Origin of the sequence: Microbacterium sp. Nx66, assembly GCF_904066215.1 — a bacterium.
GTDB classification, from domain to species: Bacteria; Actinomycetota; Actinomycetes; order Actinomycetales; family Microbacteriaceae; genus Microbacterium; species Microbacterium meiriae.
Genome location: NZ_LR880474.1, coordinates 665,347 through 689,211 on the forward strand (window position 1 = coordinate 665,347; position 23,865 = coordinate 689,211).

General features: G+C 70.4%; 25 protein-coding genes and 1 tRNA gene. 15 read left to right on the forward strand and 11 right to left on the reverse strand.

Annotated features, from left to right (window positions below; genetic code table 11):
• Nucleotides 1-7: 7 nt before the first annotated feature.
• The 9 genes from MICNX66_RS03075 to MICNX66_RS03115 are packed head-to-tail and all read right to left on the reverse strand — an operon-like array spanning nucleotide 8 to nucleotide 10,646.
• Nucleotides 8-1,450, reverse strand: a complete 1,443-nt coding sequence (locus MICNX66_RS03075) for a rhamnulokinase (protein WP_187663231.1) — start codon at nucleotides 1,448-1,450, stop codon at nucleotides 8-10.
• Nucleotides 1,447-3,483: a bifunctional aldolase/short-chain dehydrogenase gene (locus MICNX66_RS03080; RefSeq protein WP_187663232.1), complete on the reverse strand. Its 2,037-nt coding sequence runs from the start codon at nucleotides 3,481-3,483 to the stop codon at nucleotides 1,447-1,449. Before MICNX66_RS03080 ends, MICNX66_RS03075 begins: the two co-directional genes overlap by 4 nt.
• A gap of 47 nt (nucleotides 3,484-3,530) precedes the next feature.
• Entirely contained in the window at nucleotides 3,531-4,379 is an 849-nt protein-coding gene (locus MICNX66_RS03085; RefSeq protein WP_187663233.1) for an alpha/beta hydrolase fold domain-containing protein, read from the reverse strand.
• A gap of 4 nt (nucleotides 4,380-4,383) precedes the next feature.
• Nucleotides 4,384-5,550 (reverse strand): L-rhamnose isomerase, encoded by a 1,167-nt coding sequence (rhaI, locus tag MICNX66_RS03090; RefSeq protein ID WP_187663234.1) that lies wholly within the window; start codon nucleotides 5,548-5,550, stop codon nucleotides 4,384-4,386.
• Nucleotides 5,547-5,927: an L-rhamnose mutarotase gene (locus tag MICNX66_RS03095; RefSeq protein WP_187663235.1), complete on the reverse strand. Its 381-nt coding sequence runs from the start codon at nucleotides 5,925-5,927 to the stop codon at nucleotides 5,547-5,549. The genes rhaI and MICNX66_RS03095 overlap by 4 nt, the downstream gene beginning before the upstream one ends.
• A gap of 57 nt (nucleotides 5,928-5,984) precedes the next feature.
• Nucleotides 5,985-7,016 carry a rhamnose ABC transporter substrate-binding protein gene (rhaS, locus tag MICNX66_RS03100; RefSeq protein ID WP_187663236.1) on the reverse strand — a complete coding sequence of 344 codons (1,032 nt, stop codon included), beginning with the start codon at nucleotides 7,014-7,016 and terminating at the stop codon, nucleotides 5,985-5,987.
• Complete coding sequence (locus MICNX66_RS03105; protein WP_187663237.1) at nucleotides 7,013-8,116, reverse strand: ABC transporter permease; 1,104 nt, start codon at nucleotides 8,114-8,116, stop codon at nucleotides 7,013-7,015. The genes rhaS and MICNX66_RS03105 overlap by 4 nt, the downstream gene beginning before the upstream one ends.
• Nucleotides 8,113-9,132, reverse strand: coding sequence for an ABC transporter permease (locus MICNX66_RS03110; protein ID WP_232089176.1), 1,020 nt, complete (start codon nucleotides 9,130-9,132; stop codon nucleotides 8,113-8,115). The genes MICNX66_RS03105 and MICNX66_RS03110 overlap by 4 nt, the downstream gene beginning before the upstream one ends.
• Nucleotides 9,129-10,646, reverse strand: coding sequence for a sugar ABC transporter ATP-binding protein (locus tag MICNX66_RS03115; RefSeq protein WP_187663238.1), 1,518 nt, complete (start codon nucleotides 10,644-10,646; stop codon nucleotides 9,129-9,131). The genes MICNX66_RS03110 and MICNX66_RS03115 overlap by 4 nt, the downstream gene beginning before the upstream one ends.
• Nucleotides 10,647-10,794: 148 nt before the next feature.
• Between MICNX66_RS03115 and MICNX66_RS03120 the strand changes: the two genes are divergently transcribed.
• Complete coding sequence (locus MICNX66_RS03120) at nucleotides 10,795-11,799, forward strand: LacI family DNA-binding transcriptional regulator (RefSeq protein ID WP_187663239.1); 1,005 nt, start codon at nucleotides 10,795-10,797, stop codon at nucleotides 11,797-11,799.
• A gap of 6 nt (nucleotides 11,800-11,805) precedes the next feature.
• On the opposite strand, the gene MICNX66_RS03125 is transcribed toward MICNX66_RS03120, so the two are convergent.
• Entirely contained in the window at nucleotides 11,806-12,513 is a 708-nt protein-coding gene (locus tag MICNX66_RS03125) for a potassium channel family protein (RefSeq protein WP_187663240.1), read from the reverse strand.
• A 162-nt stretch (nucleotides 12,514-12,675) separates the two neighbouring features.
• Between MICNX66_RS03125 and MICNX66_RS03130 the strand changes: the two genes are divergently transcribed.
• Nucleotides 12,676-12,764, forward strand: a tRNA-Ser gene (locus tag MICNX66_RS03130).
• Between the two features lie 67 nt (nucleotides 12,765-12,831).
• Here MICNX66_RS03130 and MICNX66_RS03135 read toward each other — a convergent pair.
• On the reverse strand, nucleotides 12,832-13,323 hold the full coding sequence (locus MICNX66_RS03135; protein ID WP_187663241.1) for a MarR family winged helix-turn-helix transcriptional regulator: 492 nt from the start codon (nucleotides 13,321-13,323) through the stop codon (nucleotides 12,832-12,834).
• A 115-nt stretch (nucleotides 13,324-13,438) separates the two neighbouring features.
• Here MICNX66_RS03135 and MICNX66_RS03140 point away from each other — a divergent pair, with 115 nt between their 5' ends.
• The 13 genes from MICNX66_RS03140 to MICNX66_RS03200 all read left to right on the forward strand — a co-directional run bounded on the left by MICNX66_RS03140 (nucleotide 13,439) and on the right by MICNX66_RS03200 (nucleotide 23,795).
• Nucleotides 13,439-14,230 (forward strand): SDR family NAD(P)-dependent oxidoreductase, encoded by a 792-nt coding sequence (locus MICNX66_RS03140; protein WP_187663242.1) that lies wholly within the window; start codon nucleotides 13,439-13,441, stop codon nucleotides 14,228-14,230.
• Between the two features lie 50 nt (nucleotides 14,231-14,280).
• Nucleotides 14,281-15,900, forward strand: a complete 1,620-nt coding sequence (locus MICNX66_RS03145; protein WP_232089177.1) for a sodium-dependent transporter — start codon at nucleotides 14,281-14,283, stop codon at nucleotides 15,898-15,900.
• Nucleotides 15,897-16,031 carry a methionine/alanine import family NSS transporter small subunit gene (locus MICNX66_RS03150; protein ID WP_187663244.1) on the forward strand — a complete coding sequence of 45 codons (135 nt, stop codon included), beginning with the start codon at nucleotides 15,897-15,899 and terminating at the stop codon, nucleotides 16,029-16,031. Before MICNX66_RS03145 ends, MICNX66_RS03150 begins: the two co-directional genes overlap by 4 nt.
• Before the next feature lie 83 nt (nucleotides 16,032-16,114).
• A complete protein-coding gene (locus MICNX66_RS03155) occupies nucleotides 16,115-16,978 on the forward strand; it encodes an AraC family transcriptional regulator (protein ID WP_187663245.1) in 864 nt (287 codons plus the stop codon).
• Between the two features lie 88 nt (nucleotides 16,979-17,066).
• Nucleotides 17,067-17,702: a GyrI-like domain-containing protein gene (locus tag MICNX66_RS03160; RefSeq protein ID WP_187663246.1), complete on the forward strand. Its 636-nt coding sequence runs from the start codon at nucleotides 17,067-17,069 to the stop codon at nucleotides 17,700-17,702.
• A 70-nt stretch (nucleotides 17,703-17,772) separates the two neighbouring features.
• Entirely contained in the window at nucleotides 17,773-18,576 is an 804-nt protein-coding gene (locus MICNX66_RS03165) for a DUF1206 domain-containing protein (protein WP_187663247.1), read from the forward strand.
• Between the two features lie 143 nt (nucleotides 18,577-18,719).
• Nucleotides 18,720-20,030 (forward strand): aminotransferase class V-fold PLP-dependent enzyme, encoded by a 1,311-nt coding sequence (locus MICNX66_RS03170; protein ID WP_187663248.1) that lies wholly within the window; start codon nucleotides 18,720-18,722, stop codon nucleotides 20,028-20,030.
• Nucleotides 20,027-20,461, forward strand: a complete 435-nt coding sequence (sufU, locus tag MICNX66_RS03175; protein WP_187663249.1) for a Fe-S cluster assembly sulfur transfer protein SufU — start codon at nucleotides 20,027-20,029, stop codon at nucleotides 20,459-20,461. The genes MICNX66_RS03170 and sufU overlap by 4 nt, the downstream gene beginning before the upstream one ends.
• 59 nt (nucleotides 20,462-20,520) lie before the next feature.
• Nucleotides 20,521-21,162 carry an NADPH-dependent F420 reductase gene (locus MICNX66_RS03180; protein WP_187663250.1) on the forward strand — a complete coding sequence of 214 codons (642 nt, stop codon included), beginning with the start codon at nucleotides 20,521-20,523 and terminating at the stop codon, nucleotides 21,160-21,162.
• A 69-nt stretch (nucleotides 21,163-21,231) separates the two neighbouring features.
• Nucleotides 21,232-21,891 carry a GntR family transcriptional regulator gene (locus MICNX66_RS03185; protein ID WP_187663251.1) on the forward strand — a complete coding sequence of 220 codons (660 nt, stop codon included), beginning with the start codon at nucleotides 21,232-21,234 and terminating at the stop codon, nucleotides 21,889-21,891.
• Nucleotides 21,892-21,991: 100 nt separating this feature from the next.
• Complete coding sequence (locus MICNX66_RS03190; protein WP_187663252.1) at nucleotides 21,992-22,237, forward strand: hypothetical protein; 246 nt, start codon at nucleotides 21,992-21,994, stop codon at nucleotides 22,235-22,237.
• The gene (locus MICNX66_RS03195; protein ID WP_187663253.1) at nucleotides 22,237-23,097 is read left to right on the forward strand and encodes a hypothetical protein; all 861 of its coding nucleotides are present in this window, start codon (nucleotides 22,237-22,239) and stop codon (nucleotides 23,095-23,097) included. The genes MICNX66_RS03190 and MICNX66_RS03195 overlap by 1 nt, the downstream gene beginning before the upstream one ends.
• A 113-nt stretch (nucleotides 23,098-23,210) precedes the next feature.
• Nucleotides 23,211-23,795 (forward strand): asparagine synthase, encoded by a 585-nt coding sequence (locus MICNX66_RS03200; RefSeq protein ID WP_187663254.1) that lies wholly within the window; start codon nucleotides 23,211-23,213, stop codon nucleotides 23,793-23,795.
• Nucleotides 23,796-23,865: the final 70 nt, after the last annotated feature.

Genomic DNA, 23,865 nt, shown 5'->3' on the forward strand with positions numbered 1-23,865 from the left:
GCGGGACTCAGGAGCTCCGCGGGCGATAGGCCGCCGGCGGATGCGTCGCGGCGACGAGGGCGCGAAGCTCCGAGAGCTCGGCCGGCGCCGCGCCCAGAGCCCGCGCCTGGACGAGGACGTTGCCGAGGGCTGTCGCCTCGACAGGCCCTGCCAGGACGGGAAGCCCGGTGCGGTCCGCCGTCGCCTGACACAGCAGCCGGTTGAGAGACCCGCCGCCGACGAGGTGGACGACGTCGAGAGACTGCCCGGAGAGCCGGCCCGCCGTGCGGACCGCGTCGGCGAACGCGGCGGCGATGCTCTCCACGACGAGCCGGACGAACGCCGGACGATCGGTGGGCGCGACGGCACCGTGTGCGTGCAGGAGGCCAGCGATACGCGTCGGCATGTCCCCGGGGGCCGACAGCGAGGGGTCGTTCGCGTCGAACACGGCGGAGGGCGGCGCCGTGGCGGCCGCCTGGTCGAGAAGCCCGGACAGGTCGATGGCCTTGCCGTCTTCGCTCTCCCACGCGCGCACGGTCTCGCTGAGGAGCCAGAGACCGGTCACGTTGTGGAGGACGCGGAACCGATCGTCCACACCGCGTTCGTTGGTGAAGTTCGCTTCCCTGGCCGCGTCCGTGAGGATCGGCTGAGCGTGCTCCACACCGACCAGCCCCCAGGTGCCGCAGGAGATGTACGCGGCGCGGGGCGATGTCATCGGAACGGCGGCCACCGCCGACGCGGTGTCGTGCGAACCGACCGCGATCACCGGCAGATCGGCGCCGATGCGCTCCGCCACCTCCGGGCGCAGCCGGCCGATGACCGTGCCGGGATCGACGAGGTCCGCGAGGAGGGAGGCGTCGATCCCGAGACGGGTCGCGAGGGCCACATCCCAGGTGCCGGACTCCACGTCCAGCAGGCCTGTCGTCGAGGCGTTGGTCCGTTCGGCGACGCGGGCACCGGTGAGGAGGAAGGCGAGGAGGTCCGGGATGAGGAGCGCGGTGTCGGCGTCGTGCCGGAGCTCGTCCGCCCGGAGCTGGTAGAGCGTGTTGAACGGGAGGAACTGCAGGCCGTTGCGGGCGTGGAGCTCCTCGAACGGGACCAGGGCGTGGACCTCGTCCACGCCGCCGGCGGTGCGGTCGTCGCGGTAGTGGAACGGCTCGGCGAGCAGCTCACCGGCACGCAGGAGGCCGTAGTCGACCGCCCACGAGTCGATCCCGATGGACTCGATGTTCGGTTCTCGGCGCACCGCTTCCGCGAGGCCGTCGAGGACATGGGCGACGAGGGCGTCGAAGTCCCAGTGCAGACCGTCGGCGCGGGTCACCGGTCCGTTCGGGAACCGCGACACGGGCTCGAGCTCCAGGACACCCGGTCCCACTCGGCCGATCATCACCCGACCGCTCGTGGCGCCGAGATCCACCGCCGCGACCGCACGGACGTGCCGTACGGTCGCGGGCGAGCGGTCGTCGGTCATCGCAGGAACGCCGCGGCGACGCCGGAGTCGACGGGGATGTGCAGACCGGTGGTGCGGCTCAGCTCCGGGCCGGTCAGCACATAGACGGCGTCCGCGACGTTCTCCGGCACGACTTCGCGCTTGAGGATCGTGCGGTCGGCGTAGAACTGGCCGAGGTCCTCTTCCTTGACGCCGTACGTGGCCGCCCGGTTCGCTCCCCAGCCGGAGGCGAAGATCCCGGACCCGCGGACCACGCCGTCGGGGTTGATGCCGTTGACCCGGATGCCGTGCGCGCCGAGCTCCACGGCGAGCAGCCGCACCTGGTGCGCCTGGTCGGCCTTCGTCGCCGAGTACGCGATGTTGTTCGGGCCGGCGAAGACGGAGTTCTTGGAGGAGATGTAGATGATGTCGCCGCCGAGTCCCTGGTCGATGAGCACGCGCGCGGCGGTCTTCGAGACGAGGAACGAGCCCTTCGCCATCACGTCGTGCTGGAGATCCCAGTCCTTCTCGGTCGTCTCCAGCAGAGGCTTCGACAGCGACAGGCCGGCGTTGTTCACCACGAGGTCGATGCCGCCGAACGCGAGCACCGCCTGGTCGATCGCGGCCTGCACCGCATCGGCGTCGGCGACGTTCGCGGCCACGCCGATCGCCACGTCGTCGTTCCCGAGCTCGGCGGCCGCGGCCCTGGCCTTGTCCAGGTCCAGGTCGGCGACGACCACGCAGGCGCCCTCCGCGGCGAGGCGGGTCGCGATGGCCTTGCCGATCCCGCTCGCGGCACCGGTGACGAGGGCGATGCGGCCCTGGTGGGACTTCGGCTTCGGCATGCGCCGCAGCTTCGCCTCCTCCAGTGCCCAGTACTCGATGCGGAACTTCTCGGCGTCGGAGATGGGGGAGTACGTGGACAGCGCCTCGGCACCGCGCATCACGTTGATGGCGTTCACGTAGAACTCGCCGGCGACCCGCGCGGTCTGCTTGTTCGCTCCGTACGAGAACATACCGACGCCGGGCACGAGGACGATCAGCGGATCCGCGCCGCGGATCGCCGGCGACTCGGCCGTGGCGTGGGCGTCGTAGTAGGCCTGGTAGTCGGCGCGGTAGGCGGCGTGGAGCTCCCGCAGCCGTGCTGTCTGCTCCTCCACGGTCGCCGTGACAGGGAGGTCGAGGAGGAGCGGCTTGACCTTGGTGCGCAGGAAGTGATCGGGGCAGCTCGTGCCGAGGGCGGCGAGGGCCGGGGCCTTCTCGGAGGCGAGGAAGTCGAGGACCACGTTGCTGTCGGTGAAGTGACCGACCATCGGCTTGTCCGTCGACGCGAGCCCGCGGATGGTTCCGGCGAGGGCGGCCGCCCGCGCGCGGCGCTCCGGCTCCGGCAGGGCTTCGAAGCCCGAGCGCGTGCCGCCGAACGGTTCGGGGGACCCGTGCTCCGCGATGTAGGCGGCGGCGGTGTCGATGATCCAGAGGGAGTTCGCCTCCGCCTCCTCGGAGGAATCGCCCCAGGCGGTGATGCCGTGTCCGCCGAGGATCGTGCCGATGGCCTGCGGGTTCGCCGCCTTGATCTCCGCGATGTCCAGCCCCAGCTGGAAGCCCGGGCGGCGCCACGGCACCCAGACGACCCGGTCGCCGAAGATCGCTCTCGTGAGCTCCTCGCCGTCGGCCGCGGTGGCGATCGCGATGCCCGAGTCGGGATGGAGGTGGTCCACGTGCGGGGCATCGACCAGGCCGTGCATCGCGGTGTCGATCGAGGGGGCGGCGCCGCCCTTGCCGTGGAGGCAATAGTCGAAGGCGGCGACCATCTCGTCCTCCCGCTCGACGCCCGGATAGACGTCGACGAGCGCGCGCATGCGATCGAGGCGGAGGACGGCCAGGCCGTTCTCGGTCAGCGTGCCGAGGTCCCCGCCCGACCCCTTGACCCAGAGGAGCTCGACCGGCTGCCCGGTCACGGGGTCGATCTCGGTGCCCTTGGCGGACGTGTTGCCGCCGGCGTAGTTCGTGTTCTTGGGGTCGGCGCCCAGGCGGTTGCTCCGCGCGAGTAGTTCGGCGGCGGTGGGGTTCGTCATGCGAGTCCTCGGTTCGTAAGTGAAAATACCCGGTCGGCGCCGGAGAGTCAGGGGAGTTGCAGGATCCGAGCCGCGAACCGATCGATCGTCGAGGCGAACGCGGATTCCTCGGGGCGATTGAGATGGCCGTGGGTGGTGCCCGGCTCGACAGCGACGGCGACCTCGACGCCGGCGGCGGTGAGGGCTCGGGCGAATGTCTCGCCGGACACGCGGAGCTCGTCGGTCTCGTCGTTGACCATGATGGTGGGCGGGAAGGAGACGAGCGCCGCGGATGCTGCGGTGCCGGGGATGGCATAGACGTCCGCCGTCTCGGGGTCGCCGCCGAGGTAGTTCTCATACATGCCACGCACGAAGTCGGGGGTGAACACGTCGGCGGAAGGATCTCCGTCGAGCAGGGCGCGCAGCTTTGGGCCGGGCGCCGCCTGCACCGCTTGCAACGTCGGGTAGGCGAGGACGGCGAGAGCGGGCACGATGCCGCCCTCGTGGGAGAGGCGGAGCGCCGCGCCGGTCGCAAGGTTGCCACCTGCGCTGGCTCCGCCGATCGCCCATCCTCGCGTGGCGACGTCCGACGTGGCGGCCCAGCGGAACGCGAAGACCATCTCGTCGTGCGGGACGGGGTAGTGCACGCCGCCGCGTTCGGGCGCGCCGAGGCGCGCGGTCCACTCGGGGGTGATCGGGGCGAGAGCGTAGTCCACGCTCACGACCGCGATTCCCCGATCTACGAACGCCCGTGCGACGGCGTCGGCTTCCGGCATGTCAATGTCGCCGCCCGCGAATCCGCCGCCGTGCGCCCAGACCAGGCCGTGGCCGCTCGGCGACTTCGAGGAGTAGACGCGCACACGCAGCGGACCGTGCGGGCCGTCGAGGACGTGGTCGCGGATGTCGTGCGCGGTCATCGGCTCAGGCCCCCCAGCCGGCCTGCACGCCGCCCACGCGCTCCTCCGCGATCCGCTGCCCGTACCCGGAGGCCGCGTAGGCCGCCATCGGGTCGGCGGGGAGACCCCGTCCCTCTCGCCATTCGGCCAGCGCCGGACGGACGTCGGTGGAGAAGGCGTCCATGAAGACGGCGTGCGCCGTCAGCACGTCCCCGCTGCGCTGAGCGGTCGTCAGGGCTTCGCGGTCGACGAGCAGCGCACGCGCTGTCATCTCCTGCACGTTCAGCACGGAGCGGATCTGTCCGGGGATCTTGTCCTCGATGTTGTGGCACTGGTCCAGCATGAACGCGACGTCGGGGTTGTTCAGCCCTCCGCCCCGGATCACCTCGAACAGGATCCGGAACAGCTGGAACGGGTCGGCGGCACCGACGATGAGGTCGTCGTCCGCGTAGAAGCGGGAGTTGAAGTCGAACGAGCCGAGCTTCCCGAGGCGCAGCAGCTGCATGACGATGAACTCGATGTTGGTGCCCGGTGCGTGGTGACCGGTGTCGAGGCAGACCATCGCCTTGTCACCGAGGGCGGTCACCTGCACGTAGGACGTCCCCCAGTCCGGCACGTCGGTGTGGTAGAACGCCGGCTCGAAGAACTTGTACTCGAGCACGAGGCGCTGGTGGTCGCCGAGGCGCGCGTAGATCTGCTGCAGAGAATCGTGCAGCCGATCCTGCCGCCCGCGCAGATCCGCTTGCCCGGGATAGTTCGACCCCTCCGCGAGCCAGATCTTCAGGTCGCGGCTGCCGGTCGCGTCCATGACGTCGATGCAGGCCAGGTGGTGATCGATGGCCTTGCGGCGGACGGCCGCGTCCTCGTGGGTGAGCGCGCCGAACTTGTAGTCGTCGTCCTGGAAGGTGTTGGAGTTCACCGTGCCGAGGGAGACGCCGTGGTCCTCGGCGTGACGTCGCAGGTCGTCGAACGAGTCGACGAGGTCCCACGGGATGTGCAGCGCCACGGTCGGGGCGAGCCCGGTGTGGGCGTGGACCTGCGCGGCGTCCGCGATCTTCTCGTACGGGTCGCGGGGCGTGCCGGGAGTGCTGAACACCTTGAACCGGGTCCCGGAGTTGCCGAACGCCCAGCTGGGCAGCTCGATGCTCTGCTTCTCGAGCGCGGCGAGGATGTCGGGGGTGAGGATGCTCACGATGCACGGCCTTCGTTGTCGGTGGCGGGTGTGGCGCTCTCGCCGGCGGCGGCGAGCTGGTCTTCGAGGTGGAACACCTCGGTGAGAGGGGTGGCGGCCTGATCGGGACGGCCGTCGAGGTCGAGGAAGAAGGGGGCCATCTCGGCTTCCCAGCGTGCGGCGACGGGGGAGGCGGCGAGGTAGGCCTGCGCGGCCGCATCGTCATCGGTCTCGTAGTAGCCGAAGAGCACGCCGCCGGCACCGAGGAAGAGGCTGTAGTCGCGCCGGCCGGCGGCCGCGATCTCGCGGAGCATCTCGGGACGCACCGGCGTGTGGCGGGCGAGGTACTCGGACAGCAGCTCGGGCTTCACCTGGAGCTGGAAGGCGACGCGGGTCATGCGATTCCTCTCGGAGGTCCGGCCGGCGCCCGCGGGGAGCGCCGGCCGGAGGGCGACTCAGAAGTCGAAGTCGCCGATGTTGTCGGCGTCGAACACGAACGGGTCGCCCAGCAGGACGACGCCGTCGGCGCCGACGGTGTACTCGCCGAGGTCGCCGGCCTCGAAGGTGTCGCCTTCCTCGCCGGTGATGTCCCCCGCGATCAGGGCCTGCGCGGCGTAGGCGGCCAGGTAGCCGAGGTCGGCCGGGTTCCACAGCGCGAAGGCGGTGACGGTGCCGTCCTCCACGTACTCGCGCATCTGGTTGGGCGTGCCGAGGCCGGTCAGCGCGACCTGGCCCTTGAAGTCGGACGTCGACAGGTAGCGCGCCGCGGCGGCGATGCCGACCGTGGTGGGCGAGACGATGCCCTTGAGGTCGGGGTGGGTCTGCAGCAGCGCGGCCGTCTTGTCGAACGACGTCTGGTCGTCATCGTCGCCGTAGACCGTCTCCACGATCGTGATGTCGGGGTACTCGCTGGCGACGTACTCCTCCATCAGCTCGATCCAGGCGTTCTGGTTCGTGGCGTTGGCGGAGGCGGAGAGGATGGCGATCTCCCCGGCGCCGCCGATCTGCTCGGCGATGAGGTCGATCTGCACCTTCGCGATGCCCTCGGAGTCGGCCTGGTTGATGAACAGGTCGCGGCAGTCGGTGTTGGTGTCGGAGTCGAAGGTGACGACCTTGACGCCGGCGTCCCTGGCCTCGTTCAACGCGTCGCAGATGGCCTGCGGGTCGTTGGCCGAGACGACGAGGGCGCCGACCCCCTGCTGCGTGGCCGTGTTGATGTAGCTGACCTGGGCGTCGGGCGTGGCCTCGGCCGGGCCGACCTCGGAGAACGTGCCGCCGAACTCCTCGACGGCCTTCTTGCCGCCTTCGCTGGACGTGTCGAAGTACGGGTTGCCGAGGTTCTTGGGCAGGAAGGTGATCGAGGCGTCCGACCCGTCGCCGCCGCCGTCTCCTCCGCCGTCGGTGGAGCCGGCGCAGCCGGTCAGTGCGACCGCCGCCGCCACCGCGAGGGCGGCGAAGGCGGTGACACGCTTGCGTGCAAACGTCATTGTTCGTTCCTTTCGTCGGGAGATGCCGCGGATGCGGCGTCCATCGGTGCCTTCGTCGCTGTGGCGGCACCGGCGGGGGGTCTGCCCGGTCGGCGGCGTGCCTTCTGCAGCCAGGCCAGGAAGCTTGCGGCCACCACCGAGATCACGAGGAGCGTGCCGGTGATGATGTTGATGACGTCGGAGGTGACGTTCACCAGGCGGAGTGCACTCGCGAGCGCTCCGATGAGGAAGGCGGCGGCGATGACGCCGTAGATCTTGCCGCGACCGCCGAACACCGACACGCCGCCGAGCACGACGGCCGCGATGACCTGGAGCTCGAGGCCGGTGGCGTTGTCGCCGCGGGCGCTGCCGTAGCGGAGCGTGTAGAAGATGCCGGCGAACGCGGCGACCGCCCCGGACAGCACGAACAGGATGAGCTTCGTGCGCTCGACGTGCACACCGGAGAAGTGGGCCGCGTCCTTCGACAGACCGATCGCGTACACCCCGCGGCCGAACGGCGTGAAGTGCAGCAGGACCGAGAAGACCGCGACGAGCACGAGGAACGGGATCGTGATGACGGGGATGGGGGTCCCGGCGATCTTCGCCTTGGCGAGAGCCGTCCAGAACTCCGGGAAGTCGGTGACGGCCGCCGTGCCGAGCAGCCCGACGGCGAGGCCGCGGAAGAGCGCGAGTGTGCCGATCGTGACGGCGAGCGAGGGCAGGCCGACGACTGTCACGAGGAAGCCGTTGAACGCTCCGCCGACCACGCCCACGACGAGGGCGGCGAGGGCCGCGAGCTCGAAAGGGATCCCCGCCTGCACCAGCGCGCCGGTGACGACGCTGGACAGTCCGACCATGCTGCCCACCGAGAGGTCGATCTCACCGGTGATCATGATGAGGGTCATCGGCAGGGCGATCAGCAGGATCGGGGCGATGTCGAGCAGCAGGTAGGTCAGCGTGATGGGCTGTCCGAACCCGCGGATGCTGGACGCCGAGACGATCGCGACGAGCAGGAGCAGACCCACGATCGCGGCCTCGCGGGTGAGCAGGAGGCGACGCCACAGGGGCTTGTCGTAGTCGCGGATGACGCGGGTGGTCGCGGTGGCGGTCGCGGTGGTCATGATTCGTCCCTCGCCTCGATGAGCCGCCGTCTCTGCCGTACCGCGAGCACGCGGTCGAGCACGATGGCGCCGATGATGAGCAGGCCGACGACGGCACGCTGCCAGAAGTCGGGGATGCCGAGGATCGGCAGCGCCCGGTTGATGGTCAGCAGGAGGACGGCGCCGATCGCCGCGCCCCAGACCGAGCCGATGCCGCCGGTGATCGCGACGCCGCCGATGACGGCCGCGCCCACCGCGTCCAGCTCCCATCCCGCTCCCGCCTGGGAGTTGATGGTGCCGTAGCGGGCCGCGTAGAAGACGCCGGCGAGTCCGGCGAGGGCCCCCGACAGGACGAAAGCGGTGAGCACGCGGCGGGTGACACGCAGGCCGTACAGCTCGGCCGCCGCCGGGTCGGAGCCGATCGCGTAGAACTCCCGGCCGCCGCGGGTGTTCTTCATGTACCAGGCGGCGACGGCGAGCACGAGGACCGCGACGATCGCGAGGATCGGGATGCCGAGGAGCTGGCCCGTGCCCAGAGCCAGGAAGTCGCGCGGCATGTCGGACGCGTTCACGCGGTCGCTGCCGGTCCACAGCACGTTGATGCCGCGGTAGGCGTAGAGGGTGCCGAGGGTGATGACCATCGCCGGCACCTTGGCGTACGCGACGAGGGCGCCGTTGATGAGGCCGAGGAGGGCGCCGAGCACCACGGCGGCGACCACGACCAGCACGATCGGGATGCCCGGGATGTCGATGAAGAGTCGTCCGGTCAGGTAGGCGGTCAGACCCATCACGGACCCTACGGACAGGTCGACGTTGCGCGTGATGAGGACGATGGCCTGTCCTACCGCGACGAGCACGAGGATCGAGGGCGTCAGCAGCAGGTCGCGCCAGCCGTCGGCGCTGAACAAGAACTTGGGGTTGTTGAGGGTCGCGGCGGTCACCACGAGCACGAGGGCCAGGAGGATGCCGAACTCGCGGGCTCTGCCGAGACCGGAGATGCGCTTGGTGAGCGCGGAGACGGGGATGGCGGTGGTCACGAGCTGAGCTCCGATGCGTGCGTCGCGGCGAACATGACGTTCTCGGAGGTGGCCTCCGAGCGGGGGATCTCGGCCGTGATGCGACCCTCGCGCATCACGAGCACGCGGTCGGCCATGCCGAGGACCTCGGGCAGCTCGGACGAGATCATCAGGATCCCCATGCCCTGACCGGCGAGCTGGGACAGCAGACGGTGCACCTCGGACTTGGTGCCGACGTCGATGCCGCGGGTGGGCTCGTCGATGAGGAGCACCTGCGGCTGCGTCGCGAGCCACTTCGCGAGCACGACCTTCTGCTGGTTGCCGCCGGAGAGCGTGGCGGCGACGGTGTCGAGCGCGTGCGTCTTCACCTCCAGCCGCGAGGCCCACTCCCGGGCGGCACGGTTCTCCATCGCCGTGGTGAGCAGGCCGAGGCGGGCGAGGCGCCGACGGATCGCGAGGGTGATGTTGCCGCCGACGCCGGCTTCGATGACGAGGCCCTGCTTGCGGCGATCCTCGGGGACGAGGGCGAGCCCGGCGCGCATGGCGTCCACCGGGCGCCGGGCGCGGATACGGCGCCCCTTCATGTGCACGCTGCCCTCGCGGTACCCGTCCACGCCGAAGACGGCGCGGGCGACCTCGCTGCGTCCGGCGCCGACGAGGCCGGCCAGTCCGACGATCTCGCCGGCGCGGACGGAGAAGGAGATGTCGTGGAAGAGGCCGGGGCTGGTCAGCCCCTCGACCTCGAGCAACGGTTCGCCGATCGTCGCCTCCTGCTTCGGGAACAGCTCGGACACCTCGCGACCCACCATCTGATGGACGAGCTCGTCCACGGTGGTCTCGGCGATGGCGGAGGTCGCGATGTACGCGCCGTCCCGCATGACCGTCACGGTGTCGCAGAGCGCGAACACCTCGTCGAACCGGTGCGAGATGAAGATGAGGCCGCGGCCCTCGTCGCGCAGGCTCCGGGCGATCGCGAACAGACGCTCCACCTCGACGCCGGACAGTGCCGCGGTGGGCTCGTCCATGATGAGCAGCGTGGCGTCGAGGGAGACGGCCTTGGCGATCTCGATGACCTGCTGGTCCGCGATCGACAGGCCCTCGGCGGGACGGTCGGGGTCGATCGTGACGCCGAGGCGGGTGAAGAGGCGCTCGACCTCGTGGCGCATGGCCTTGCGATCGATCCGTCCGAACCGCCCGACCGGCTGGCGGCCCATGAAGATGTTCTCGGTGACGGAGAGGTCGGGGAAGAGTGTCGGCTCCTGGTAGATCACCGCGACGCCGGCGGCCTTCGACTGCGCGGTCGAGGTGAAGTCGACGTCCTCGCCGCGGAGGCGGAAGACTCCGCCGTCGCGCTGGTAGAGACCGGCGACGATCTTCACGAGGGTCGACTTGCCGGCACCGTTCTCGCCGACGAGCGCATGGATGGAACCGGGGTGGACGGCGATGGTGCCGGAGCGCAGGGCGATCACCGACCCGAAGGCCTTCTGGACGTCGGCGAGCTCGAGCACGGGCGCCGTCGTGGGTGAGGACATCATTTCTCTCTCCATTGAGGGAATGAATCGTTTCAAACCCTGATGGAGTTGAGACTAGGGGCTGTGTTGACGCGTGTCAATACGGCGTGAGAGTCTGAGGCGATCCCCGCGGATGAGTCGTTTCAGCGGCGGGAACCGGAGGGAGGGCGCGATGGCCGTCAGTGTGCGGGAGGTCGCCGAGGACGCGGGTGTCTCCGTCGGGACCGTGTCGAACGTGCTCAATCGGCCGGAGAAGGTGGCCGCGGAGACCGTCGCTCGCGTACAGGCGTCCATCGACCGTCTCGGGTTCGTGCGCAACGACGCGGCGCGGCAGCTCCGTGCCGGGCGCAGCCGCACGATCGGGCTCGTCGTGCTCGACATCCGGAACCCGTTCTTCGCCGAGGTGATCCGCGGGGCCGAGGAGCGCGCCGACCAGCACGGACTCTCCGTCCTCGTCGCGAACAGCGACGAGAAGCAGGAGCGCGAGGCGATGCACCTGGACCTCTTCGAGGAGCAGCGGGTGACGGGTGTGCTCGTCACCCCGGTGGCGGAGTCACTGCCGCGGCTGGTGCGGATGCATGAGCGCGGTACGCACGCCGTCCTCGTCGACCGGGAATCGCAGGATGAGCGGTTCGCCTCCGTCGCCGTCGACGACGTGGAGGGCGGGCGCATCGCGACGGAGCACCTGCTCGCGGTCGGCCGTCGCCGGATCGCCTTCGTCGGCGGCCCGGTCGCGCTGCGCCAGGTCTCCGATCGCCTGAGCGGCGCGCAGGCCGCGGCGGCTGCGGCAGGGGTCGGGCTGGAGTTCATCGCGACCTCCGCGCTCACCGTCGAGGAGGGGCGGCGCGCCGGTGCGCAGATCCTCGACCGTGCCGCGGGGGACCGGCCGGACGCCGTCTTCGCGGCGAACGATCTCCTGGCCCTCGGCCTCCTGCAGAGCCTGGTGATGACCGGCGATGCCCGGGTCCCCGAGGACATCGCGCTCGTCGGCTACGACGACATCGACTTCGCCGCGGCCGCCGTGATCCCGCTCAGCTCGGTGCGGCAGCCGGCCGCGCTCATCGGCTCGACCGCCGTCGACTTGCTGCTGCGAGGACAGGACGAGGTGGCGCCGGCGCCTGAGCACGTGCTGTTCCGGCCGGAGCTCGTCGCCCGCCGCTCGACCACCGGGGAGTGACCGCGGTCAGGCCGGCGTCGGCGTGGAGCGCTGGGCGCTGGCGCCCCGCATGATGCGCGCCACGGCGGTGATGAGGAAGAGCTGCCCGGTGATCCCCTCGGCGATGGCCACCGCCTGCACGCCCGATCCGACGGGGACGAGGTTGCCGTAGCCCGTCGTCGTCAGGGCGGTGAACGAGAAGAAGAGCTGATTGCCGAGCGAATCGCTCGCCGCATCGCCGAACAGCGGGGTCGGCAGCAGCAGGGACAGCAGGTTGTAGACGAAGGCGAAGAACATGCCCACGAGGATGTAGGCCGTCACGGCGGCCAGGAGGGCCTCGACGTCGAGGCCTCGGCGGGTGACCTGGTGCGCGATGATGGCCCACGGCGCGACCAGCAGCGCGATCATGGAGGCGGCGGAGAGGGCGACGGCGAGGGCCGGACTGTCCGTGGCGAAGAACGCCGCGAGGAGGGCAGCGAGCCCGGCGGCCGAGAGCACGACCCACGACACCCGCTGCACGAGGGCGCGGGCCCTGGTCACGCGGAACACGATCGCGACCGTGACCAGCATCGCCAGGAACGCCCAGGGGCTGGGAACCGTGCCGGGCTGGGCCGCGCACAGTCCGTACGAGACGATGAGGAGGGCGAGCACCGTGGCATAGCCGAGGGCGCCGCGCCTCGGGTCGGCCGGGGCGGCGAACCCCGCGCGGACGTGCGCTCCCGATGGCTCGGACATGGCCTCTCCTCTCGCGTCCGCGGGGGCGGGCCCTCGCAACGTGCGGCCAGTATCGCAGGGCGGCCGGCCCGCGCCGGGGAGCGTCCGAGACCGGCGGTTCGTGACCACGCGTCGGACCCGTTATGATGGTGAGGTGCATCCGTGCTCTCGAGCCGGATGCCTGGAGACGTCGCATAGTCCGGCCTAGTGCACCACCCTGCTAAGGTGGAGTCCCCTCACGGGGACCAGGGGTTCAAATCCCCTCGTCTCCGCACGGAGAAGCCCCGACGAGTCCGCTCGCCGGGGCTTTCGTGTTCGCGGCTGCGGGGGCTGTCCTCCTCACGCCTGCGTCCCGGGCATCCAGGTCGGATCGGGGGAGAGTGCGGCGGAGATCTTCCGGCTGGCCGCACCGAGCTGCCGCGCCTGCGCCGGTGTGAGTGCATCGAAGACGACGCGGCGGATGAGGGCCTGGTGGGCGGGAGTCGACTCCTCGACCTTCCGATGGCCGGCGTCGGTGAGGATGCCGAGGGTGAAGCGCCCGTCCTCCGCGTCGACTTCGCGTCGGACCCAGCCTTTCGCCTCCAGGCGAGTGATGGCGCGGGAGAGCCGGGACAGCGTGCTGTTCGCGTAGCCGGCGAGGACGCTGAGGCGGAGGGTGCGCTCCGGCGCCGAATCGAGGGCGAAGAGGATCCCGTGCTCGAAGTGGGTGAGTCCGCTGTCCCGCTGCAACTGCGCGTCGAGGGCCGCCGGGAGCCGTTCGAGGAGCGTCGCGAGTGCCGACCAGACGTCCATCTCTTCGGCGTTCAAGGGGGCGGGGGAGAGCGGCGACATTCCTCCACCGTAGCGGTTGAGCCATGCTCTTCGCTTGCTTAGGAAAGTGAACAGTGGCTAGTATGACTTGCGCAGGCAAGTCATGCGGAGGTCCGCTGAAGCGAGAGGGAGACGGATGGAACTGGGGCTGCGCGGCAAGAGGGCGTTCATCAGCGGGTCGAGCCAGGGGATCGGCTATGCGGTCGCGTCCGCTCTCGCTGCCGAGGGGGTCGATGTCGTGATCAACGGTCGTGACGAGGGACGCGTCGACGCGGCGGTCGCCGCCGTGGCCCTCGCGCATCCCGGTGCGGCCGTCTCCGGGATCGCCGCGGACTTCACCGATCCCGACCAGGTGGCCGCATTGACGGAGAAGCTCGGTCAGGTGGACATCCTCGTCAACAACGTCGGTCTCTTCGGACTCGCCGACTTCGCGGACATCACCGATGAGGACTGGGCGCGCTACTTCGAGGTGAACGTGATGAGCGGAGTGCGCCTCTCCCGGGCTCTCCTGCCGGGGATGCGGGAACGGGGCTGGGGACGCATCGTCTTGGTCAGCAGCGAGTCCGGCGTGAACGTCCCGGCCGACATGGTGCACTACGGCGTGACGAAGGCGGCGATGATCGCCCTCGGCAACGGGTTGGCCAAGCTCACCCGCGGCACCGGCGTGACGGTCAACACCGTCCTGGGTGGCCCGACCTACTCGGAGGGCGTCGCGGCGACTGTCGCCGCCGTCGCAGCAGCCCAGTCCGTCTCCGTGGACGTGATGAAAGAGGCGATCATCGGACAGAACACGACCACACTCCTGGAGCGCTTCCTCGATCCGACCGAGGTCGCGGACCTCGTCGTCTACCTCTCCAGCGTCCGGGCCTCCGCGACGAACGGCGCCGCGCTGCGGGCGGATGGGGGCGTGCTGACGGCGATGCTCTGACCCGAGCGCGTCACTCGCCGGGGCCCATGGCTTCCGGTATCCTCGCGGGCATGCCTAGACCCACCCAGACGCCGCAGCGCGAGGCCTTCGGCTCGCGGAACGTGTTCATCCTCTCGGCGATCGGCTCGGCCGTGGGTCTCGGGAACATCTGGCGCTTCCCGTACGTCGCCTACGAGGGCGGCGGCGGTGCGTTCCTCATCCCGTATCTGTGTGCGTTGTTGACGGCCGGCATCCCGCTGCTGTTCCTGGACTACGCGATCGGCCACCGGTTCCGGGGCTCCGCGCCGCTCGCGTTCCGACGCCTGCACCGGGCCGCCGAACCGCTGGGGTGGTGGCAGGTGCTGATCTGCGTCGTCATCGCGGTGTACTACGCCGTGATCGTCGCGTGGGCCGGCATGTACACCTGGTTCTCGGCGCAGCTCACCTGGGGAGCGGGCAACGAGAACGACTTCTTCTTCGTCGACTTCCTGCAGTCCGCCGACGTCGCGGAGGTCGGCCTCTCCGGCGAGTTCGTGCCGCAGGTGGGCCTGCCGCTGATCGCGGTGTGGCTGATCGTCATCATCATCATGGCGCTCGGCGTCAAGCGCGGTATCGGGCGCGCCAACATGATCCTGATGCCGCTGCTCACCCTCATGTTCGCCGTGCTCGTGGTGCAGGCCCTCTTCCTCCCCGGCGCCCTGGACGGTCTCAACGCCTTCTTCACGCCGAACTGGGAGGCACTCGCCGACCCGGCCGTGTGGGCCTCCGCCTACGGGCACATCTTCTTCTCGCTGTCTGTCGCCTTCGGGATCATGGTGACCTACGCCTCGTACCTGAAGCGCAAGACCGACCTCACCGGCTCGGGCCTCGTGGTCGCGTTCGCCAACTCCGGTTTCGAAATCCTCGCCGGCATCGGCGTGTTCGCGGCCCTCGGGTTCATGGCGCAGGCGCAGGGCACGGATGTCTCCGGCGTCGCGACCTCGGGCATCGGCCTCGCCTTCGTCGCGTTCCCGACGATCGTGTCCCAGGCGACCGGCGGGTCGATCATCGGCGTGCTGTTCTTCGGCGCCCTCGTCTTCGCCGGGATCACCTCGATGATCTCGATCCTGGAGGTGATCGTCGCGGCACTGCAGGACAAGCTCGGCTGGGCGCGGGTGCGCACCACCCTCGTCGTCTCGATCCCGCTGGCCATCATCTCCGCCGCGCTGTTCTCCACCACCACCGCGCTGTCGGTACTCGACACCACTGATGCCTTCGTCAACGCCTTCGGCATCATGGCGGTCGCCCTCGTCGCGGTGATCGTCGTGGCCTGGGTGCTGCACAAGCTGCCGCAGCTGCAGGAGCACCTGAACCGCCGTTCGAGCTTCCGCGTCGGCCTCCTCTGGCGCCTGCTCGTGGGCGTGCTGGCCCCGCTCGTGCTCGGGTACCTGCTGATCACCGAACTCCTGACGAAGATCGCGGAGCCGTACAGCGGCTACCCCGGCTGGTTCCTCGGCGTGTTCGGCTGGGGCATGGTCATCGCGTTGGTGGTCGGCGGAGTACTGCTGTCGCTGGTGCCGTGGAGCAGGCGCTCCCGCGCCAAGGACGACGTCGGCTACGACGACTTCCTGGACCAGGAGGAGTACGCCGCCGATCCGGAGACGACGAGCATCGCCGTCCCGGCCGCGCAGACGAAGGGAGCAGGGGCATGACCACCACTGCGATCGTCATGATGATCATCGCCATGGTCACGGTGTGGGGCGGCCTCATCGCCGCCGTCGTGAACCTCGCTCGGCACCCCGAGGTGGAGGACGCCGAGCCGGCGGTGCCGACCGAGCTCTGATCTCCGACCCGATCGCATCGGACCGGGACGATCGGGTGCCGGGAGGGCTGCGGCGACACGATGGTGGGGAAAGGAGGACCCCCGTGATCGGCACGCTCAACGCCCTGGTCGACCTCGTCGACGCGGACAGCGGTCAGGAGATCGACGTCGCCGCGTTCGCCCGCGCGCACGGCACCACCGAGTACCACCTGCGCCGGATGTTCTCGGCGCTCGCCGGGGTGCCGTTGACCGAATACGTGCGGCGTCGTCGGATGACGCTCGCGGGTGCGGAGCTCGCCGCCGGTGCACCGAGTCTGCTCGATGTCGCCGTTCGGCACGGCTACGGCTCGACCGAGGCGTTCGCCCGGGCGTTCCGCGCCGTGCACGGCATCGGGCCGGCGGACGCGCGTCGGCACGGGGGTCCTCTCCGCACACAAGCTACGCTCCGGTTCCGCCTGAGCGTCGAAGGGAGCACCCCGATGGATGTCACCATCACCCACCGCCCCGCGTTCGCCCTCGTCGGTCATGCCGCGGAGGTCCCGCTCATCCACGTCGGCGTCAATCCGCACATCCAGGCGCACATCGCCGCCATCCCGCCGGAGGAGCACGCCCGCCTCAAGGCGCTCGGCAACGAGGAGCCCGCGGGCATCCTCGCCGTGACCGCCGACATCGATCCGGATGCCCCGGAGGGGACGCCGCTGACCTACCTGCACGGGGTGGCCGTGCGCGACGACACCGCGGTTCCGGACGAGCTCGACACCCTGCGCGTGGCGGAGGGCACGTGGGTCGTGTTCGGCGCGAGCGGCCCGTTTCCGGAGACTCTGCAGAATCTGTGGGCGGCGACGGCGACCGAGTGGTTCCCGTCGAACCCGTGGCGGCTGCGACCCGGGCCCTCGATCGTCCGCTACCGGGAGTTCACCGGCGACACGGCCTCCTGTGAGCTCTGGCTCCCCGTCGAGCAGAGCTGACCGTGGATCGGGTCGGGCCCGTGGGGCTCGACCCGATGTCGGTGCCCTGGGGCACACTGACCGCACGACGACGAAGCGGGGGCAGGCCATGACGGCGACCGATCCGAAGAAGACGCTCGATGCGTACCAGGCGAAACGGGGGACCTTCCGGATCCTCGAGGTGCCGCCACTGACCTATCTGATGGTCGACGGCGCCGGCGATCCGAACACCGCGCCGGCGTTCTTCGACGCGGTCGCGGCCCTCTACCCGCTGGCGTACACGCTCAAGTTCGCCAGCCGTGCCGAGCTCGGCGTCGATCAGGTCGTGATGCCCCTGGAAGGCCTGTGGCACGCGCCGGACATGGCGTCCTTCACCACCCGACGCGACAAGTCGACCTGGCTCTGGACGCTGATGATCATGGTCGGCGACCACGTCACTCCCGTCCTCTTCGACCGTGCCGTCGAGACGGTCGCGGCGAAGAGCGCGAAGAAGGGGGAGGAGCTCCCGGCGCTGGCCGCGGTCCGGCGGGGGGTGCTAGCCGAGGGGCTGTGCGTGCAGACGCTGCACGTCGGACCGTTCGACGATGAGGGCCCCGTGCTGGAGGAGCTGCACGAGCGGTTCGTCCCGGAGAACGGGTTGCGGATGCGCGGTCGGCACCACGAGATCTATCTCAGTGACCGTCGCCGGACGGCCCCGGAGAAGCTGCGTACCATCCTGCGGCAGCCGGTGGAGCGGATCACCTGAGCGCTTCCGCACCGCGCGTCCGGAAAGCAACCCCCTGATTCCGACCGCCCGCGGCGGATACTCTTCGAGCATGAGCACCGTCAAGCATGCGGCGCGCGTGGCGAAGGACTCCACCGCGTTCCGGCGGACCGCCCGCGCGGGTTTCGTCGTCCTCGGCGTCATCCACATCATCATCGGCGCGATCGCCATCACGATCGCCGCGGGTGGGTCGGGTGACGCCGACCAGGACGGCGCGATGGAGCAGGTGCGCAACAACCCGGTCGGGGGACTGCTGCTGCTCGCGATCGCCGTGGGCCTCCTCGCGCTCGCCGTGTGGCAGGTGGCGAGCGGGTTCCTCGCCGCCGACCCCGCCGAGACGAAGAAGTGGGGCAAGCGTCTCAAGCTCTTCGGCATCTCCGGCACGTACCTCGTGATCGCCGGACTGGCGCTCATCTACGCCGTGGGCGGCCGGGCGGAGTCCTCCGACGCCTCGAAGACCCTGAGCCAGGTGGTCCTGTCCGCGCCCGGCGGGGTGGCGCTGCTCGTGGTGATCGGTCTCAGCGTCATCGGTGTCGGCATCGGCTTCATCGTCGGCGGGGTCATGCGCTCGTTCCGCAAGCTCATCGACGTGCCGACCGGAGCCGCCCGAGCCGGAGTGATGGCCCTCGGCATCGTGGGCTACGTCGGCAAGGGCATCGCGGTGGGAGTCACCGGCGTGCTGTTCGTGGTGGCCGCTGTGACGCAGGATCCGGAGCGCGCCGCGGGGCTCGACGCCGCCCTGCACAGTCTCCTCACCCTGCCGTTCGGCCGCCTCATCCTCGGGGCGGTCGGCGTCGGCTTCGCGCTGTACGGCGCCTTCTGCATCGTGCGGGCCCGTCTCGCCCGCATGTCGTAGTCCTTCCGCCCGGGCACGACTTCGGAGATCGCCGCCGACGCGCCGCTCGGTAGTCGCACGGCCCGGGGCGTCTCGTCCCGTCTCCGAAGCTGTGCCCGCCCGGAGCCGGACCCGGGCCACGCGGAAGATGGGAGACTGGAACGATGAGCGCTTCTCCCGGAGTCGACGTGATCACCCCGCTGACCGAGACCGAGGTGCAGCGGATCCGCGAGGACTTCCCGATCCTGCACACCCGCGTGCACGGCCACCCCCTGGCGTACCTCGACTCGGGCGCGACGTCGCAGCGTCCGGAGTCCGTGCTCGACGCCGAACGACGCTTCGCCACCACCATGAACGCGGCCGTCCACCGCGGCGCCCACACGCTCGCGGCAGAGGCGACCGAGCTGTTCGAGGATGCCCGCAGCACGCTCGCTCGTTTCGTGGGCGCCGACGACGACGACGAGATCGTCTGGACCTCGAACGCCACCGAGGCCGTCAATCTCGTCGCCTACTCCCTCTCCAATGCCTCGCTCGGCCGGGGCGGTGCCGCCGCTGCAGGCCTCCGGCTCCGCGAGGGGGACGAGATCGTCACCACCGAGATGGAGCACCACGCCAACCTCATCCCCTGGCAGGAGCTCGCTGCGCGCACCGGGGCCACGCTCCGGGTCATCCCGCTCGACGACGACGGGGCCCTCCGTCTGGATGCGGCCGCGGAGCTCATCTCGGAGCGCACGAAGCTCGTGGCCTTCACCCACGTATCGAACGTGTTGGGCGTGATCAACCCCGTCGAGACCCTCGTCGCGCTGGCCAGGGAGGTCGGCGCCCTCACGCTGCTCGATGCCTGCCAGTCGGCTCCGCACCTGCCGCTGGACCTCCACGCGCTCGGGGTCGATCTCGCCGTCCTCTCCGGCCACAAGATGCTCGGCCCCACCGGCATCGGGGCGCTCTACGGCCGTCGCGAGGTCCTCACCGCGATGCCCCCGTTCCTCACCGGCGGTTCCATGATCACGACCGTCACCACGACCGAGGCCGAATACCTGCCACCGCCGCAGCGCTTCGAAGCGGGCACGCAGCGGGTGTCCCAGGCGATCGCGCTCGCCGCCGCGGTCGACTACCTCTCCGCGGTGGGGATGGATCGCATCGCCGCGCACGAGGCCGCGTTCGGGCAGCGACTCGTCGACGGGCTCGGGGCGATCGACGGCGTGCGGGTCCTGGGCGCGGGCATCGAGCTGCCGCGCGTGGGGCTCGCAAGCTTCGACGTCGCCGGGATCCACTCGCACGACGTCGGGCAGTTCCTCGACGACCAGGGCATCGCCGTGCGCGTCGGGCACCACTGCGCGCAGCCGCTGCACCGCCGGCTCGGTGTGACCTCGTCGACGAGGGCGAGCACCTATCTGTACACGACAGCGTCCGAGGTGGATGCCGTCATCGAGGCGGTCGCCGGGGCGATCGCGTTCTTCGGGAGGGGCGCATGAGCGACCTGCAGAGCCTGTACCAGGAGCTGATCCTCGACCACTCGCGCACGCCGCACGGCTTCGGGCTTCGCGAGGAGATCGCGGCGCAGTCGCATCAGCTCAACCCGACCTGCGGCGACGAGATCACCCTGCAGGTGCATCGCGGCGCCGACGGCGACGTGGAGGCGATCGCGTGGGAGGGGCACGGGTGCGCCATCTCCCAGGCGTCCGCCTCCCTGCTCGCCGAGCTCGCCGAAGGCCTCACCGTGGACGAGCTCGAGGTGCGCATCGCGGCCTTCCGCGAGGCGATGCGCTCCCGGGGCACGATCGAGCCGGACGAGGAGCTGCTCGGCGACGCCGCGGCCCTCGGCGGGGTCTCCCGGTATGTGGCTCGCGTGAAGTGCGCCATGCTCGCCTGGGTGGCGGCCGAGGACGCGCTCACGCGCCTCTGACCTCGTCCGCTCCTGTCTCGGACCGGGAATAGCATCGGGCGGCAGACGTTGGCCCGAGCATGACAACTCTCGGAATCATCGGAGCAGGCAACATCGGCAGCCAGGTCGCCCGAGTGGCGGTGGCCAACGGCTATGACGTCGTGATCGCGAACTCGCGAGGGCCGGAGACCTTGGCCGACCTCGTCGCAGAGCTCGGGCCGCACGCGAAGGCGGCGACGGCGGAGGAAGCGGCCGCCGCGGCGGACGCGGCCGTGGTGACGGTGCCGCTGCACGCGATCGATCAGCTTCCCGCCGCACAGCTCGCCGGGAAGATCGTGCTCGACACGAACAACTACTACTTCGAGCGCGACGGGCACATCGAGGCCCTCGACAAGGGCGAGACCACCACGTCCGAGCTCGTGCAGGCGCAGCTTCCGGAGTCGAGGATCGCCAAGGCGTTCAACCACATCTACGCCGCGGACATCACGACCGACGGGACTCCGGCCGGTACGCCGAACCGTCGGGCGCTGGCCACCGCGGGTGATGACGCCGAGGCTGTGGCCTTCGTGACCCGCTTCTACGACGAGGCCGGCTTCGACACGGTCAACGTCGGCCCGCTCAGCGAGTCGTGGCGGGTCGAGCGCGACCGTCCGGCGTACGTCGTCCGGCAGAACGCGGAAGAGCTGACCGCGAACGTCGCGCGGGCGAACCGTCTGCCCTGAGTCGGCTCGCGCCTCCGGTCTGGGATACCAAACTTGGCCAATCCCGGGCCGGGGTGCGAGAATGCCCGGATGGCGGGGGCTGTGGGGGTAGGCGGGGAACTCGAGTCGGTCAGGGTCACGAGGATCCTCCGAGACGACATCGTGCTCGGGCGACGCCCTCCGGGATCGCGTCTCGTGGAACGGGACATCGCCGCCGAGCTGCAGGTGTCGCGTCTCCCGGTGCGGGAGGCGATCAGGACCCTGGTCGCGGAGGGCGTGGTGGTCGCACGACCGCGGACGTGGGCGGTCGTGCGGGAGTTCACCCATGACGACATCCGCAACTTCGCCGAGGTGCGGGAGGCGATCGAGACCCTCATCTTCGTCTTCGCGGCCGAGCGGCATGACGCCGCCGGGCTCGCACGCCTGCGGGATGCCTATGAGCGCGAGGCTGCGGCGGCGCGGGCAGGAGACGCCGAGACCGCGCGCACAGCGGCGGCGGAGTTCCACGAGATCGCCGTCGATCTGGCGGGCAACGAGATGCTGGGCGAGCTCATCGCGGTGTTCCTGACCCGCCTGCGGTGGCTGTTCGGACAACACGACGATCTGGCGGCGATGGCGGACGAGCACCGCGTCATCCTCGAGGCCGTCGCCGCGCGGGACGTCGAGGCGGTGCGCCGGATGGTCCCCGCTCACCTGGCCAGCGGACATTCGGCAGCCGAACGACGGCTGGCGCAGACCGTGACCGGCTGAGCGCGTCCGTCTGCGAAGACACCCCACCGCGCGGAAGGCCGGTTGTATCCTTGTCCGGTCGGAGTCGGTCCGGTCTGTTCGCGCTGTCCTGGGGAGCGAGATGCGAAATCTTGCTGTCGTCGTCGGGGGAATCCTCCTGCTCGGCGGTGCTGCGCTCCTCGTCATGGCCGACCAGGAGCGTGCCGCGGACGTCGCCGCTGTGAAGGCCGAGATCGCTCGGATCGAGGACGTGCTCGACGAGTCGCAGACGGAGAACCTCGCCCTCGCGGAGCGTCTCACCGAACTCCGGTCCCGTATCGCTGAGCAGGACGCCGATCTCTCGGACACGACGGGCTTCCTGCCGTGATGCGCCGGAAACTGGCGGTGACGGTGTCGGTGGCCGTGCTCCTCGCGGCGGCCGTCGTCGCCCGGGCCGACGCGCTGGACCACGAGCGGGCGGAGGCGTTGGCGCAGCTCTCCGTTCTGGCCGACCGATCGCACGACGCCGCGCAGCGCACCGACCACCTGTCCGGCGCCGTCGCGCAGGCCGAGCAGGACACCGCGGATCGGGCCGCCGTGCTGGCCGTGCGTCCCGCGTTCCTCGAAGAGCTCTCGACGCTCGCGGCCGTCCTCCGTGGTGCGGACGGCAAGGTCGACACCGCGGCGCATCTCGCGTCCGCCCGGTCGGCTCAGGAGACGGTGCGCGCCGAGCGCCACGATCCCGACACCGTGGTCGCGGCGACCGCGACGGTCGAGGCGCTCACGCAGAAGGTCGGCACCGAGGTCGCAGGGTGGCAGGCATCGCAGAGCGCCGGTCCCGGCGGGCCCGTGTGGACGTCGAGCGGGCCGGACGGCTATGCGCGGGTGCGCGCGGCCCTCGACCGGGTGGGCGGCGGGGGCGTCGGGCTGTACGAGTCGTCGTCGTGTGCGGGCGGCACATCGCCGGCCTGCGCCAACAGCAACGGCTACATCAAGTACCGTGCCGACATCACCGGGTGGAGCGACGGACGCCTGAACTGGGCGATGGCGCACGAGCTCGCCCACATCCATCAGTTCCGGGTCTGGGGTGCCCTCACCTCGTCCGGCGCCTACGCGACGATGTTCGGCGGCGATCCGGAGTTCCTGGCCAACTGCATGGCCGTCGTCCGCAGCTTCCCGGGTTCGGTCGGGTGCTCCGGCGAGCAGCAGACCTGGGCCTCCGGTATCTGGGTCGGGGTCGTCCGCTAGCCCCGGCCCGACACGGGCTTCGATGTCGGAGGTGTGCGGCATGCTGATCCAGAGCCAATCCGGCCGAGACTGCGCGGCATCGGTACCGGTACGCTCGAGAGAAGGAGGTGCCGGTGGGACGGACTGCGGATGCCATCGCCGAAGGCGTCGCGATCGCGACGGCCGCTGCGCGCCTCGCCGTGAAGAATCACATCCTCATCGGCACCATCGCCGAGGACGGCGTCTTCGACCTCGACAAGTACGTCGAGGATGCCAGGGCTGCTCTCGGCGCGATGGCCGAGGAGTCGGAGGAGGCCGCGGCCACGGTCACGGCCCTGCGCAAGCGCGCCCGCGGTCGGCATTCCGACCCGGTCGGCACCCACGACTACCGCGACCGCGATGTGCGCAATCTCCGGAGGCGGGCGAAGCAGTCGCTCGGCGTCGCGCAGCGTCTGCGCGAGATGATGGATGACCGTGCCCAGCTGGAGAGCATCGTCGAGGAGGCGCGCGCGGCGGCCTGGGCCGACGTGCGGCACAACCTCGACCGTCGACTGCGCGTCGAGGGCATGCGACCCGATCAGGATCCCGACTACGCACGTATGCGTGAGGCGCGGATGCAGGCACTGCGGCTCGTCGACCTGCAGGCGCTCTCCTCGCAGCAGCGGGCCAGGGAGAAGCGGCGGAAGAAGCAGGAGAAGGTGGCCGCGAAGGGGGAGTGAGCCCTCGTTTCGCTTTCCGGTCTCGTCTGTTGTAGGCTGGTCGTCGGCCCGCTGAGCGGTAAAGCACCGC